We start from the raw sequence: 14,751 nt of genomic DNA, 5'->3' as shown, positions 1-14,751 counted from the left end.
CATGATTGTGCCGTGGCGTTTCCCAAGTTCCCGACTGGCTTCGTGTTCGGCACTGCAGACGCCACCCGGCCGGGGGGCGAGCAGGATGTTGCGCTGCTTCAACGTCTCGGTGCGCCGGGATACCGGTTCGCGGTCTCCTGGCGTGAGCTTCAGCCGGGTGGGCGCGGTGTCTTCGATCCCGATGCCCGCGCTCGTTACGACCGTCTGGTCGACGAGCTGCTCGAGGCTGGTCTGCGCCCGTCGGCCACGCTCTATGCCGGGGAGCTGCCGGAGCCGCTGGCCGCCGACGGCGGCTGGCTCAACCGCGCCACGGTCGACGCGTTCGGCGACTACGCCGAGACGGTCGTGGACCTGATCGGCGACCGGATCCCTGAGTGGGTGCCGGTCCAGGACCCCAACGTGGCCGGCTACCTCGGCTACGGGCTCGGCACGATCGCGCCCGGCCGTCGCGCGGGCTGGGGAGTCGTCGCGGCGATGCACCACCTGCTCCTCGCCCACGGCCGCGGCGTGCAGGTGCTGCGCGCCGCCGGGGTCGAGTCGGTCGGCTGTGCCAACCACCACGAGCCGATCTGGCCGCTCTCGGAGGATCCCGCCGACGTCGGCGCGGCCAAGCTCATCGACCTGGCCTGGAACGCGGTGCCTCTCGAGGCGATGCTGATGGGCCGCTACCCCCGTGACATCGCCGGTCTCGCCGACGAGGTCACGATGCCGGGCGACATGGCCGTCATCCGTTCACCGCTCGACTTCTACGGGGTCAACTTCTTCGCACCACAGCGCATCGGCGCCTCCGCCGAGGGCGACGACATCCCGTTCCGGATGGTGCCGCTCGTCGGCTATCCCGCCACCGACACCGGCTGGGGCGTGGTGCCCACCGCGCTGCGGGAGTGGCTGATCATCACTCGATCCCGCTATCGCGCCGCGATGCCGCCGATCGTGGTGACCGAGTGCGGTGCTGCGTACGATGCTCCGTTGGTCGACGGTGAGGTCGATGACCAGGCGCGGATCGACTACCTCGAGGCCCACCTGGAGGCGGTCTCGGCCGCGATCGAGCGCGGTGTCGACGTACGCGGCTTCTACGCCTACACCCTGCTCGACCGTGACGGCTGGGAGGCGCCGTTCACCGGCAAGGACTGGGAGGACGGCGTGGGCGGGAAGTACGGCCTGGTGCACGTCGACGCTGCCGGGGTGCGTACGCCCAAACGCTCCTTCGGCTGGTACGCCGACATGGTCGCCGCCCACGCCGAGGGAGCCCCGACGGGGTGACTAGAAGGCGAGCTTCTCGCCGATCGCCTTGATCGCGTCCATGTCGCCCGGGTGCGGCACCCAGGGGAGCGTGAGCGAGTCCCTGGTCTTGTCGGTGTAGCGCGGGATCACGTGGAAGTGCAGGTGGAACACCGTCTGCCACGCGGCCGGCCCGCAGTTGTTGAGTACGTTGACCCCGTCCGCCTGCAGGACGTCGACCGCCCGCTTCGCGACCGCCTGGGCGGTCTTGGCGGTCGCGGCGAAGACCGCCGGGTCGGCCTCGAGGACGTCCTTGGTGTGCGTCTTCGGCACCACCACCGTGTGACCTTCGGCCGCCGGGGCGATGTCGGTGAAGGCGTACGTCTCCTCGTCCTCATAGACCTTCGTCGAGGGGATGTTGCCCGCGACGATGTTGCAGAACAGGCAGTCGGGATCGCTCATGCCCCGAGGCTATCGGGTCACAGGCCCGCGGCGACCTCGGTGCCCTGCTGGATCGCACGCTTGGCGTCGAGCTCGGCGGCGACGTCGGCGCCACCGATCAGGTGCCAGTTCGGCTTCTCGGTCCACAGATCGCGCACCGACTCCTGGCCGGCGCAGAGGATCACGTGGTCGACCTCGAGCGTGCGCGGCTCGCCGTCGACGGCGTAGTGGAGGGTGAGGGAGTCGTCGCCGGCCTCGATCTTGTCGTACGTCGCGCCTCGCACCTGCTTGACGCCGTCCTGCTTCAGGTGGGCGCGGTGGGCCCAGCCGGAGGTCTTGCCGAGGCCGATGCCGATCGGGGTGGACTTGCGCTGCAGCAGGGTCACCTGGCGAGCCGGCGCGTCCAGGACCGGCGTGGTCAGTCCGCCTCGGAAGGTCGCCGGGTCACCGACACCCCAACGGGCCTTCCACTCCTCGACGGTCTCGGGCTGGTGGGTCAGCCAGGCGGAGACGTCGACGCCGATGCCGCCGGCGCCGATGACCGCGACGCGGCGGCCCGGCACGACCCGGCCGGCGAGCACGTCGGCGTACGTCATGACCCGGTCGTCCTCGGAGCCGGCGATCTGCGGGATCCGCGGCGTGACGCCGGTCGAGACGATGACGTGGTCGAAGGGCTCCAGGTCGGCGGTGGTGGCCTCGGTGTCGAGACGTACCTCGACGCCCAGCACCTCCAGGCGGCGGGTGAAGTAGCGCAGCGTGTCCTTGAAGTCCTCCTTGCCGGGCACGGCCATCGCGAGGCGGAACTGGCCGCCGACCTGCGAGGACTTCTCGAACAGGGTCACCGCGAAGCCGCGCTCGGCGGCCGAGGTGGCGGCGGCGAGGCCGGCCGGTCCGGCGCCGACGACCGCCACGGTCTGCTTGAGCTTGGTCGGCCTGAGCACCAGCGTGGTCTCGCGCGCCGCGCGCGGGTTGACCAGGCAGGAGGCGGCCTTGTTGGAGAAGGCGTGGTCCAGGCAGGCCTGGTTGCAGGCGATGCAGGTGTTGATCTCGTCGGTGCGGCCCTCGGCGGTCTTCTTGGCGAACTCGGGGTCGGCCAGCAACGGCCGGGCCATCGAGACCAGGTCGGCCTTGCCCTCGGCGATCGCCGACTCGGCGAGCTCGGGGGTGTTGATCCGGTTGGAGGCGCAGACCGGGACCGACACCTCGGCCTTGAGCCGGGCGGTCATGTCCAGCCACGCCCCACGCGGGACCTGGGTGATGATGGTCGGCACCCGAGCCTCGTGCCAGCCGATGCCGGTGTTGAAGACCGAGACGCCGGCGTCCTGCAATGCGTACGCGAGCTCGATCGTCTCCTCCCAGGTCTGGCCGTCCTCGACCAGGTCGAGGATCGAGAGCCGGAAGATGATCGGGAAGTCGTCACCGACCAGCTCGCGCGAGCGACGCACGATCTCCACCGGGAACCGCATCCGGTTGGTCGCGGTGCCGCCCCAGCGGTCCTCGCGCTGGTTGGTCCGCTCGGCGAGGAACTGGTTGATCAGATAGCCCTCCGACCCCATGATCTCGACCGCGTCGTAGCCGGCCTTCTTCGCCAGCGAGATGCTCTTGGCGAAGTCGTTCACGGTCGCCTCGACGGCCTTGTCGGAGAGGGCCGCGGGCTTGAAGGGGTTGATCGGCGCCTGGACGGCCGAGGCACTGACCGAGAACGGCGTGTAGGCGTACCGACCCGCGTGCAGCACCTGCATCGCGATCGCGCCGCCCTCCTCGTGCACCGCGCCGGTCACCCGGCGGTGCAGGGCGGCGTGCAGCCGGGAGCTCATCTCGCTCGCGAACGGCTTGAGCCAGCCGCGCTTGTTCGGGGCGTAGCCGCCGGTGATGATCAGCCCGGTGCCTCCCCGTGCCCGCTCGGCGAAGTAGGCGGCCAGCTTCGGGATGTCCCACGCGTGGTCCTCGAGGCCGGTGTGCATCGACCCCATCACCACCCGGTTGCGCAGCGTGAGCGACCCGATGGTGAGCGGTGAGAGCAGGGATTCGTACGCCATGGCCAGTATGCTACTCATGAGTAATAAGAAGCGGCCAGTGCCCGTTCCATTTACCATTCCGGACATGCGCACTCGCCTTACTGCCCTTCTCGTCGCTCCGCTCGCTCTCGCCGCCGCCCTGACCGCGTGCGGAGGCGAGGACGACACCGGCGCCGAGGGCGGCGCACCGGCCTCCTGCGAGGCCGCCGACCTGCCGCTGAAGCAGGACGGCAAGCTGACCATCGGCACCGACTCCCCGGCGTACGAGCCGTGGTTCTCCGACAACGACCCCGGCAACGGCAAGGGTTTCGAGTCGGCGGTCGCCTACGCCGTCGCCGAGCGGCTCGGGTTCGCGAAGGACGACGTCGTCTGGGTCAAGCAGGCGTTCAACACCTCCTACACGCCGGGCGAGAAGAAGTTCGACTTCGACATCAACCAGATCTCGATCACGCCCGAGCGTGCGAACGTCGTCGACTTCTCGCAGGGCTACTACACGGCGTCCCAGGCGGTCGTGACCATGGAGGATGGTGCCGCTGCGGCGGGGTCGCTGGCCGACCTGAAGGACCTCAAGCTCGGCGCCCAGACCGCGACCACGTCGCTCACCGCGATCCGCGAGGACGTGCAGCCGACCACGGACCCGCTGGTCTTCGACACCAGCGACCAGGCCAAGCAGGCGCTGCTCAACGGTCAGGTCGATGCGCTCGTCTTCGACCTGCCGACCGCGTTCTACATCACCGCCGCCGAGATCGAGGGCAGCACGATCACCGGGCAGTTCGAGAGCAGCGAGAAGCCGGAGGAGTTCGGTCTGCTGACCGAGAAGGACAGCGGACTGGCGCCCTGCCTCGACGAGGCGCTGACCGCGCTCGAGGAGGACGGCACCCTCGCTGCGCTCGAGAAGGAGTGGCTGTCCGACGTCGTCTCGGTGCCCGTGCTGAAGTGATGGGGGTCTCGACAAGCTCGACCACCGGCGTGAGCTGGGAGCCCAGCGAGCGGGAGCTCGAAAGACAGGCTGTACGTCGCCGGCAGCGGCTCCAACAGACGGCCATCGCCACGCTCGTGACCGCCGTGGTTGCGGTCGGGCTGGTGCTGCTGGTCATCTCCTCGCCCGGGTGGGACCGGGTCCGGGACTACTTCCTGAGCTGGTCGCACGCGCGCGAGTCGTTCGCGGCGATCGCGGAGGGGTTCTGGATCAACATCCGGATCTTCCTGGTCGCGGAGCCGTGCGTACTCATCCTCGGTGCCCTCGTCGCCATCGCCCGCCAGACGACCTCACCGTGGCTGGCGCCGCTGCGGCTCCTGGCGACCGGCTACACCGACCTCTTCCGCGGGGTGCCGTCGATCCTGGTCGTCGTCATCTGTGGCATCGGCATCCCGGCGCTGGGACTCTCGGGGGTGACCAGCTCGCTGTTCTGGCTGACCACGTTCGCCCTGGTGCTCTGCTACGGCGCCTACGTCGCCGAGGTCTTCCGTGCCGGGATCCTGGCGATCCATCCGACTCAGGTCGCCTCGGCCGAGGCGCTGGCCCTGACCCACACCCAGACGATGCGCTTCGTGGTCCTTCCCCAGGCCGTACGCCGCGTCGTACCGCCGCTCATGAACGACCTCGTCTCGCTGCAGAAGGACACCGCGCTGATCTCGGCGGTGGGTGTCTTCGAGGCGCTCCGGGCGGCCCAGGACTACCAGGGCTACAACTTCAACGGCACGCCGCTGCTGGTCGCGGCTGCGTACTTCCTCATCGTCGCGGTCCCGCTCACCCGGCTCACCGACTGGCTGATGCGGCGACAGATCGAGAAGGAGCAGGGCCGATGACCGGGTATGGGTTGTTGGAGGCCAAGGGGCTGCGGAAGGCCTACCGCGGGAGGGTCGTCCTGGACGACCTCGACCTGTCCGTCGCCGAGCACGACGTGGTCTGCCTGATCGGTGCGTCGGGGTCGGGAAAGTCGACCCTGCTGCGCTGCCTCAATCTGCTCGAGACGATCGACGACGGGGTCATCACCTTCGACGGCCGGGAGATCTCCGACCCGCTCGTGGACCCGCGCTCGGTGCGCCGCGAGATCGGGATGGTCTTCCAGGCCTACAACCTCTTCCCGCATCTCTCCGTGCTCGACAACTGCACGCTGGCGCAGGTGCGCGTCCATGGCGTCCGAGCTGATGAGGCCGCTGATCGGGCGCGGACGCTGCTGGCCCGGTTCGGCCTCGCCGACAAGGCCGACGCCCACCCCGACGCCCTCTCGGGAGGTCAGCAGCAGCGGGTCGCGCTGGTGCGCGCGATGTGCACACGGCCGCGCCTGCTCCTCTTGGACGAGATCACCGCGGCCCTCGATCCCGAGCTCGTCGGCGAGGTGCTGGAGATCGTCCGGGCCGAGGCGGAGGCGGGTACGACCCTCGTGCTCGCCACCCACGAGATGTCCTTCGCTCGCGAGGTCGCCACCAAGGTCTGCTTCCTCGACGGTGGGCGAGTGCTGGAGCAGGGTCCGCCGGAGCAGCTCTTCGGCAACCCCGTCGAGGAGCGCACCCGCGCCTTCCTCGCCCGGGTTCGGCGGTGAGTGCTACACCTGGTTGGCGAGTTTTCCACAGGGTTTTCCACAAGATGCGAGATTGTCGCCGTACGGGCCCGACATCCTGCTGAAGGTAGCGTACCTGTCATGCTAAAGGTAGTGTTCGAGTCCTGCTGAAGGTAGCGTAGGTGGCGTGCCGTACCTACGAAGAACCGTCGACGAGGAGCTTGACGAGCTGCTGAAGCTGGCCCCAGCGATCGCGCTCGATGGCCCCAAGGGCGTCGGTAAGACCGAGACAGCCAGCCGCCGGGCGCGTGCGTGCTGGATGTTGGACGAGCCCGATCAGCGGTCGCTCGTGGAGGCCGATCCCCGATTCGAGGATGCGTTGGAAGGAACCCTTCTCCTCGATGAGTGGCAACGTCTCCCGGCGGTTTGGGACTCGGTGCGCCGTCGCGTCGACGAAGGCGCACCCCCAGGACGGTTCTTGCTGACAGGGAGTGCAACCCCACGAGCTGGCGTCGACACGCATTCAGGTGCGGGGCGGATCCTCTCGCTGCGCATGCGACCGCTTGCGCTCTATGAGCGCGAGTCGGCGACGCCGAGCGTCAGTCTCGGGGCGCTCATCCGGGGCGAGTCAGGCAAGGTCCAGGGCGAGACCGCGTTCACGGCTGGGCGGTACTTCCAGGAGATCGTCGGTAGTGGCTTTCCCAGCGTTCAAGGCGCAGATCCGAGACTGATCCGAACCTTTCTCGACGCGTACCTGCAGCGGATCATCGACCGCGACCTCCCCGATCATGGCTTAGCGGTGCGTCGGCCGGAAACGCTGCGCCGGTGGCTGGCCGCGTACGCAGCTGCGTCGTCTACGACGACCGCATACTCACGTCTGCTCGATGCGACTACAGCGGGGGACGGGAGTCAGCCGGCGAAGACCACCACCATCGCCTACCGCGACCACCTCTCGAAGATCTGGATTCTCGATGAGGTGTCCGGGTGGAGTCCCAGCCGCAGTCCGATCTCCCGTTTGCAGCAGGCGCCCAAACACCAACTCGCCGACCCGGCTCTCGCGGCTCGGCTTCACAACCTCTCCGCGGACGCGCTCGGGTCCCCACGTGGGGCACATCTGGCAGGACCACTATTCGAGTCGCTCGCCACGCTGTCGGTTCGTGTTGCCGCCCAGTCCGCCGAGGCTCGGGTCGGGCACCTTCGCACTACCAACGGTGACCATGAGGTGGACCTCGTGGTCGAAGGGGCGGACGGCCAGGTGGTCGGCATCGAGGTCAAGCTGGCTGCCAACGTCAACGACACCGACGTACGCCATCTCCTGTGGCTTCGCGAACGTCTCCCAGACGATGTCGTCGACCTCGTCGTCCTCACGACCGGATCTCGCGCGTATCGGCGCCCGGACGGTGTGGCCGTGGTTCCACTTGCATTACTCGGTCACTGAGAACTCGGTGATCGAGTGCTGCCCCGCCTCGTGGACGGGACGGGGCAGCAGCAAGGATCGGACTCAGACAGCAGCCGGGGCAGGGAAGGTCGGGTACTCGACACCGGAGATCGACTGCACGGTGCGGACGACCTGGCAGGAGTAGCCGAACTCGTTGTCGTACCAGACGTAGAGGATGGCGGAGTCGCCGTCGACGATGGTCGCGTTGCCGTCGACGATCGAGGCGGCGCGCGAGCCGATGAAGTCGGACGAGACCGCGTCGCGGGCGGTGGTGAAGTCCACCTGGCGACGCAGCTCGCCGGTCAGCGAGGCCTCGCGGAGGTAGTCGACGACCTCTTCCTTCGACGTCTCGCTCTTGAGCGAGAGCGACAGGATGGCGATCGAGACATCCGGAGTGGGGATGCGGATCGAGTTGCCGGTGATCTTCGCCTTCAGGTCCGGGAGCGCCTTCGCGACGGCGGAGGCGGCACCGGTCTCGGTGAGCACCAGGTTGAGCGGTGCGGAGCGGCCACGGCGGTCTGCCTTGTGGTAGTTGTCCAGCAGGTTCTGGTCGTTGGTGAACGAGTGCACCGTCTCGACGTGACCGCGGACGATGCCGAAGCGGTCCTCCATCAGCTTCAGCGGCGGCACGATCGCGTTGGTCGTGCAGGACGCGCAGGAGATGACCTTCTCGTCGCCGGTCAGGGTCTGGTGGTTGACACCGTGGACGATGTTGGGGACGTCGCCCTTGCCCGGCGCGGTCAGCAGGACCTTCTTGATGCCCGGACGCAGGTGCTGCGAGAGGCCCTCACGGTCACGCCACTTGCCGGTGTTGTCGATGAGGATGGCGTCCTTGATGCCGTACGCCGTGTAGTCGACCGTCGTCGGGTCGTTGGAGTAGATGAACTGGATCGGGTTGCCGTTGGCGATGATCACGCCGTTCTTCTCGTCCACCGTGATGGTGCCGGCGAACTGGCCGTGGATCGAGTCGCGGCGCAGCAGCGAGGCGCGCTTGATGAGGTCGTCCTCGCCGCCCTTGCGGACGACGACGGCCTTCAGCCGCAGCCCGTGGCGCGAGCCGGCCTTCTCCACGAGGAGCCGGGCGACGAGCCGGCCGATCCGGCCGAAGCCGTAGAGCACGACGTCCTGGCCGCCGTTGCGCTCGAGCTTGTTCTCGCCGGTGGCGCCGGACAGCTTCTCGGCGACGAAGTCGTCGACGGAGAGGCCACGCTCGTCCTCGGCGTACTGGACCGCGAGCAGGCCCAGGTCGATCTTCGAGGGACCGAGGTCGAGCTTGGCGACCGCCTGGAGCAGCGGGAACGTCTCGGTGACCGAGAGCTCCTCGCCCTCGATCTGGCGCGCGAAGCGGTGCGCCTTGAGGATCGAGATGTCGGACTTGCTCACCAGCGACCGGCTGTGGACCAGGATGGTGACATCCTTCTCGCGGTAGAGCTTGCCGATGATCGGGATCATCGTCTCCGCGAGCTCCTCGCGGTGCTGCCAGTCGTTGAAGGTCTCGTCGGTGTCGCTCACAGCTCAACTTTCGGTTGCTCGGGAAGAAGGGACGGCACACCCCGCCAGGCTCGATTATCGGCGTGACGAGACCCCCGGCCACCTTGATCGATCCAACCTTGGACGCGGTGTGACCGGGGTCTCTTCGGCCCTACGAACCGCCCTCAGAACGAGCTGGCCGAGCCCTTAGGGAGTCGCGGTCGCGGTCGGATCCTCGACGGGATCCTCGGTCGGCTCGACCGTCGCGGTCTCGGTCGGCTCGGTCGTCGGCGTCTCGGTGACCGGGTCGGTGGCCGGGTCGCTGGGCGCCGGTGCGCTGGCGTCCGGCGTCTCGGAAGGCGTCGCGTCGCCGGTCTCCGTACCGCTGCTGGGGGCGATCTCGCCGTCACCCTCCGCGCCCTCGTCGTCGGGTTCCTCGTTCAGACCGGGATCCGTCCCGGTGTCGACCGAGCCGCCGACCGGCGTGGTCGGCGCGGTGCTGCTCTCGCCGGTGGTCGGCTCGACGGACGGGGTCACCTCGCCGACCTTCGGGGTGTCGTCCTGGCCGGGCAGAAGACCGGGGTTGGCGGCGACGGCCACGCCGGCCGAGACCAGGACCACGGCCGCCGCGGCCAGGACCGCGACCTTCCAGCGCCGGCCGGAAGGCTGGGCGGGATCGGCGAACGTGGGCGCCATCGTCGGCAGGTCGGCGGTGTTGGCGGACGCCGTGCCTGGGTGCGGGGGCCGAGCGATCCCGCCCGTGGTGAGTGCCGGCGGCAGCGCGCCGATGCTGGTCTCCTCCTCCGAGGTGACCGGGGCCGGCAGCAGGGTCCAGTCGCCGTTGGTGGCGAGGATGTCCGCGGCAGAGGGGCGTCCGGCCGGGTCCTCGGCCAGGCAGGCGGCGACCAGCGGGCGCAGGTAGACCGGACAGAGACTCAGGTTGGGCGACTCGCCCTTCAGGAGATGCCCCATCGAGCCGATCTCGCCACTGAACGGCCAGCGGCCGGTCGCGGCGACGAAGGCGACCAGGCCCAGTGCCCAGATGTCGACGGCGCTGGAGAAGGTGCCGGTCTGGACCTGCTCGGGCGCCTGGTAGCCGTAGGTGCCGACCGCCTTGCCGGTCTGGGTCAGCGCGGTGCCGTCGACGGAGCGGGCGATGCCCATGTCGATCACGCACGGGTCGGTGGCGCCGTAGAGGATGTTGCCCGGCTTGATGTCGCGGTGCACCAGCCCGGCAGCGTGGACGGCGGCGAGGGCCTCGGCGACGCCGGCGACCAGCTGGCGTACGTCGATCTCGGTCAGTCGCTGGCCGGAGTTGATCAGCTTGTTGAGCGGCGGGTCGGCGACGTACTCGCTCGCCATCCAGGGCTGCTCGGCGTCGGGGTCGGCGTCGAGAACCCTCGCGGTGAACCGGCTCTCGACCCTCTTGGCTGCCTGGATCTCCCGCTCGAACCGCGCGCGGAACCCCGGGTCGGAGGTGAGCTCGGGAAGGATCGCCTTGACCGCCGCCTTCATCCCGTACGCGTCCTCGCCCAGGTAGACGACGCCCATGCCGCCGTGGCCGAGGCGGCCGATGAGCGCGTACGGACCCATCTCGCGGGGATCGTTCGCCGTCAGCGGGCTCACAGAGCTGGCCTGGGGGGCGGACTGGGGGGATGTGGGGATTTCCCGAGACAACTTCTCTGCTCCTGTGCACCGGCGAGTGTGTCTCGGAGCGTATCGGACTCGGCTCCGTGATCAGGTCACGCCGGGCGGAGCGTTCCGGACTCTGGGAGGATCGAGTTCATGACTGAGTCGACGGAGCAATCCACAGTGACATTGGGCCAGGGCACCGGTCCCCTCCGCGGGGTCAAGGTCGTCGAGCTGGCGGGGATCGGGCCGGGGCCGCACGCCTGCACGATCCTCGCGGACATGGGTGCGGACGTGATCCGGGTCGACCGGCCGGGCGGCAACGTGCTCGGCGGCGGCGCCGGCGACCTGCTCACCCGTGGCCGGCCGAGCATCGCGCTGGACCTCAAGAACCCGGACGCCGTCGAGACCGTCCTGCGCCTGGTGGAGACCGCCGACGTGCTCATCGAGGGGCTGCGTCCGGGCGTCACCGACCGCCTCGGCCTGGGGCCCGACACCTGTCTGGAGCGCAACCCGCGCCTCGTCTACGGCCGGATGACCGGCTGGGGCCAGGACGGCCCGCTGGCCCAGTCCGCCGGCCACGACCTCACCTACATCGCCACCACCGGCGTGCTCAACGGGCTCGGCCAGGACCGGGCCCGTCCGCACTTCCCGCTCAACCTGCTCGGCGACTTCGGAGGCGGATCGACCTACCTGGTGATGGGCATCCTGGCCGCGCTCGTCGAGGCCAAGACCACCGGCCAGGGGCAGGTCGTCGACGCCGCGATCGTGGACGGCACCGCCCACCTCGCCACGATGATCTCCGGGATGCTCGCCAGCGGCACCTGGCACGAGCAGCGGCAGAGCAACCTGCTCGACGGCGCGATGCCGTTCTACGCGCTCTACGACACCTCCGACGGCCGACAGGTCGCGGTCGGTGCGCTGGAGGGCAAGTTCTTCGCCGAGATGGTCACCCGGCTCGGGCTCGACGGGATCTGCCCGGGGCAGTACGAGATGGAGCGCTACGACGAGATGCGCGACCTCTTCGCCAAGACCTTCGGGTCCAAGACGATGGCCGAGTGGGCCGAGCTCTTCGAGGGCACCGACGCCTGCGTCGCCCCCGTCCTCACCCCCTCCGAGGCCGCTGAGCATCCGCACCTGCGGGCCCGCCAGACGTACGTCACCCACCACGGCGTCAACCAGCCCGCCCCGGCTCCGCGGTTCAGCCGGACCACCTCCACCTTGGGAGCGGGACCGGCGGCCAGCGCCGGCCAGCACACCCGCGAGGCCCTCGCCGCCTGGGGCATCGACGACGCCGACGCGCTGATCGAGAAGGGTGCCGCGTTCCAGGACTGAGACCAACCCGGTCGCCAACGAGAAACGGCGCGGCGTACGACCCGAAGGTCATACGCCGCGCCGTTCTACGTGACGCGGGCTTGCTCAGTCCTTGTTGACCAGAGCGGCAGCGCGGCGACGCAGGACCACGACGAGCGCGGTGCCGGCAGCGGCGGCGCCGGCGAGCATGGCCAGCAGCGGCCACATCGCGGGAACGGCCGAGTCGCTCTCACCGGCGAGACCGGCGTCGATGTTGGTCGGGACCTCGGAGTCGGTCACCGGCGCCTCGGAGGACTCCTCCTCGGCGGGCTCCGTCTCGTCGGAGACGGGGGTGGCCTCGGTCGGCGTCTCGGACGGCTCCTCAGACGGCTCCTCCGACGGGGTGGGCTCCTCGGACGGGCTGGGCGTCGGCGTCGGGGTCGGCTCCTCGACTGCGCAGTCCTTGAACCAGAAGACCTTGGTCTTGGTGTCGTTGCCGATGCTGCCCGGGGTGTGGATGGTCACCTTCGCGTGGAAGCCCTGCTTCGGGTGGGCGAGGCCGGTGGCGGACAGGGTGTAGGTCTGGCGCGCGTCGAGGCCGTCCTCGGTGCCCGCGCCGCTGGCGGAGTCCCCGCCGACGAAGACCTTCTCCGGACCGTCGACGGTCAGCTCGCCGCCGTCCGTGGGCGAGTGCAGCTCGAAGCCAATCGTGGATTCGATCTCCTCGCCCTCGTCGAAGCCGTACCACTCGATGTCGAGCGTGCAGCCCACGTGGGGCTGGTTCTCCGGCACGTCGTCGATGTTGCCATGCTGGATGACCTTGACCGTGCCGTTGTTGCCGGCCGGGTCAGTCGCGAACGCCGGGGCGGCTGAGAGCCCGGCAAGGGTGACGCCGGCGACGATCGCGCTGGCGCGTACGAAACTCAACACTCGAAAACCTTTCGAAGATCATTCGACCGCACTATGCGGTCCGCATGCAGCCTCAGCCACCGAAAGCGATGGGTGAGTGACCCCGAAATCGCTGTGGATGCTATGCCGCCCCCACAGCTGCAGACGGCAGCGTAGTGACCCCGCGTGCGCGCGAGTAAGGGGGGCACGTCGGTGTTACCGAGCCGTTCCTCAATCGGTGATCCCCTGATTTGCTTGCAAAAGTTCGCGGTACAGGGTGTCGCAAACACGTACTCCCGGGTAACCTGGCCCACATGCATGTCGACGTACTGATCATCGGTGCCGGCGTCTCCGGCATCGGAGCGGCCGCACAGCTCCGTGAGCGCCTTCCCGGGAAGACGATCGCGATCCTCGAGCAGCGCGATGCCAGTGGCGGCACCTGGGACCTCTTCCGCTATCCGGGCATCCGCTCCGACTCCGACATGTTCACCTTCGCCTTCAAGTGGCGGCCGTGGCAGAGCGCGCAGGCGCTCGCCGACGGTCACCAGATCCGTGACTACCTCCGTCAGACGGCGAAGGACTACGGCGTCGACAAGCTGATCCGTTACGGCCACAAGGTCACCGGTGCCGCGTGGAGCACCGAGGACAAGCAGTGGACGGTCTCCGTCGAGACCGCCGAAGGCCCGGCCGAGATCACTGCCGGCTTCCTGTGGAACTGCTCGGGCTACTACGACTACGCCAACGGTTACCAGCCGGAGTTCGCCGGTCTCGACGACTACGAGGGCACCTTCGTCCACCCGCAGCACTGGCCCGAGGACCTCGACTACGCGGGCAAGAAGGTCGTCATCATCGGCTCCGGCGCGACCGCCGTCACCCTCCTGCCCAACCTCGCGGGCGAGGGCAGCGACCGGGCCGAGAAGGTGACGATGCTGCAGCGCACCCCGACGTACATCCTCTCCCGCCCGGGTCAGGACGCGATCGCCTCGCTGCTGAAGACGGCGCCGTTCCAGCTGCTCGGCAGGCTCCCCTTCAAGCGCGTGCGCGAGAAGATCGGCCACGAGGCCGTTCGTTGGGAGAACATCGCCCTCACCGTCGGCACCTACCAGATCGCCCGCCGCGCTCCCGGCGTGGTCAAGAAGGTGATCCGCGACCAGTGGATCAACGGTCTCACCGCCCGCGGCGGCCGTCCCGGCATGACCAAGGACGAGGCGATCGCGTACGTCGACAAGCACTTCAACCCGCCCTACAACCCGTGGGACCAGCGCATCTGCTTCGTCCCTGACGGCGACATGATGAAGTCGATCCGCGAGGGGTACGCCGCGGTCGTGACCGACCGGATCAAGACGTTCGTGCCGAAGGGCATCGAGCTCGAGTCGGGCGAGACGCTCGAGGCCGACATCGTCATCTCCGCCACCGGCCTCAACCTCAGGCTCTTCGGTGGCCTCGACTACACCGTCGACGGTGAGCGGGTCAGCCTGCCCGAGCAGATGGCGTACAAGGGCCTGATGATCACCGGGATCCCGAACTTCGCCTACACCATCGGCTACACCAACGCCTCCTGGACGCTCAAGGCCGACCTGGTCACCGACTACGTGATCCGGCTGCTCGACTTCATGGGGGAGAACGGCTACGACGTCGCCGCGGTCACCCGCGACCCGAGCGTCGAGGAGCGGCCGTTCATGGACCTGGCCTCCGGTTACATCCAGCGATCGCTGGACCTCATGCCGAAGGCCGGCGACCGGGCGCCGTGGACCGCGAAGCAGAACTACCTCGTGGACATGAAGGCGCTCGGGTCTCCGGTTGCCGACGGCGTGATCCGGTTCGCCTGATCCCTCTCTGTGATTACTGT

At 68.9% G+C, this 14,751-nt stretch carries 12 protein-coding genes; 7 read left to right on the top strand and 5 right to left on the bottom strand.

Going from position 1 to position 14,751, the window contains the following annotated elements; genetic code table 11:
• The first annotated feature begins 12 nt into the window (after positions 1-12).
• Complete coding sequence (locus tag ACW14X_RS13360; protein ID WP_350839957.1) at positions 13-1,263, top strand: glycoside hydrolase family 1 protein; 1,251 nt, start codon at positions 13-15, stop codon at positions 1,261-1,263.
• Here the strand turns inward: ACW14X_RS13360 and ACW14X_RS13355 are convergent, their stop codons facing one another.
• Together ACW14X_RS13355 and ACW14X_RS13350 are read right to left on the bottom strand one after the other, a co-directional pair.
• Complete coding sequence (locus ACW14X_RS13355; protein ID WP_160025889.1) at positions 1,264-1,683, bottom strand: HIT family protein; 420 nt, start codon at positions 1,681-1,683, stop codon at positions 1,264-1,266.
• A gap of 17 nt (positions 1,684-1,700) precedes the next feature.
• Positions 1,701-3,701: an NADPH-dependent 2,4-dienoyl-CoA reductase gene (locus tag ACW14X_RS13350; RefSeq protein WP_457165885.1), complete on the bottom strand. Its 2,001-nt coding sequence runs from the start codon at positions 3,699-3,701 to the stop codon at positions 1,701-1,703.
• Between the two features lie 64 nt (positions 3,702-3,765).
• Between ACW14X_RS13350 and ACW14X_RS13345 the strand changes: the two genes are divergently transcribed.
• The 4 genes from ACW14X_RS13345 (at position 3,766) to ACW14X_RS13330 (ending at position 7,622) form a co-directional block, all read left to right on the top strand.
• The gene (locus ACW14X_RS13345) at positions 3,766-4,620 is read left to right on the top strand and encodes an ABC transporter substrate-binding protein (protein ID WP_457165884.1); all 855 of its coding nucleotides are present in this window, start codon (positions 3,766-3,768) and stop codon (positions 4,618-4,620) included.
• The gene (locus ACW14X_RS13340) at positions 4,620-5,489 is read left to right on the top strand and encodes an amino acid ABC transporter permease (protein WP_160025886.1); all 870 of its coding nucleotides are present in this window, start codon (positions 4,620-4,622) and stop codon (positions 5,487-5,489) included. The genes ACW14X_RS13345 and ACW14X_RS13340 overlap by 1 nt, the downstream gene beginning before the upstream one ends.
• Positions 5,486-6,226, top strand: coding sequence for an amino acid ABC transporter ATP-binding protein (locus tag ACW14X_RS13335; RefSeq protein ID WP_160025885.1), 741 nt, complete (start codon positions 5,486-5,488; stop codon positions 6,224-6,226). The genes ACW14X_RS13340 and ACW14X_RS13335 overlap by 4 nt, the downstream gene beginning before the upstream one ends.
• A gap of 145 nt (positions 6,227-6,371) precedes the next feature.
• On the top strand, positions 6,372-7,622 hold the full coding sequence (locus tag ACW14X_RS13330; RefSeq protein WP_350839965.1) for an ATP-binding protein: 1,251 nt from the start codon (positions 6,372-6,374) through the stop codon (positions 7,620-7,622).
• Between the two features lie 63 nt (positions 7,623-7,685).
• On the opposite strand, the gene ACW14X_RS13325 is transcribed toward ACW14X_RS13330, so the two are convergent.
• Together ACW14X_RS13325 and ACW14X_RS13320 are read right to left on the bottom strand one after the other, a co-directional pair.
• Positions 7,686-9,134, bottom strand: coding sequence for a glyceraldehyde-3-phosphate dehydrogenase (locus ACW14X_RS13325; RefSeq protein WP_160025883.1), 1,449 nt, complete (start codon positions 9,132-9,134; stop codon positions 7,686-7,688).
• 165 nt (positions 9,135-9,299) lie between these two features.
• On the bottom strand, positions 9,300-10,718 hold the full coding sequence (locus tag ACW14X_RS13320) for a serine/threonine-protein kinase (protein WP_457165883.1): 1,419 nt from the start codon (positions 10,716-10,718) through the stop codon (positions 9,300-9,302).
• 159 nt (positions 10,719-10,877) lie between these two features.
• Here ACW14X_RS13320 and ACW14X_RS13315 point away from each other — a divergent pair, with 159 nt between their 5' ends.
• Positions 10,878-12,056, top strand: coding sequence for a CaiB/BaiF CoA transferase family protein (locus ACW14X_RS13315; protein ID WP_457165882.1), 1,179 nt, complete (start codon positions 10,878-10,880; stop codon positions 12,054-12,056).
• Positions 12,057-12,140: 84 nt separating this feature from the next.
• Here ACW14X_RS13315 and ACW14X_RS13310 read toward each other — a convergent pair whose 3' ends face one another.
• Positions 12,141-12,941, bottom strand: coding sequence for a hypothetical protein (locus ACW14X_RS13310; RefSeq protein WP_457165881.1), 801 nt, complete (start codon positions 12,939-12,941; stop codon positions 12,141-12,143).
• Between the two features lie 275 nt (positions 12,942-13,216).
• Here ACW14X_RS13310 and ACW14X_RS13305 point away from each other — a divergent pair, with 275 nt between their 5' ends.
• Complete coding sequence (locus ACW14X_RS13305; protein ID WP_350839973.1) at positions 13,217-14,731, top strand: flavin-containing monooxygenase; 1,515 nt, start codon at positions 13,217-13,219, stop codon at positions 14,729-14,731.
• Positions 14,732-14,751 lie beyond the last annotated feature (20 nt).

The organism is Nocardioides sp. YJ-D4, from assembly GCF_054031495.1.
Note: the sequence above shows the minus strand (reverse complement) of the source record. Positions and strands in the feature narration are given on the sequence as shown.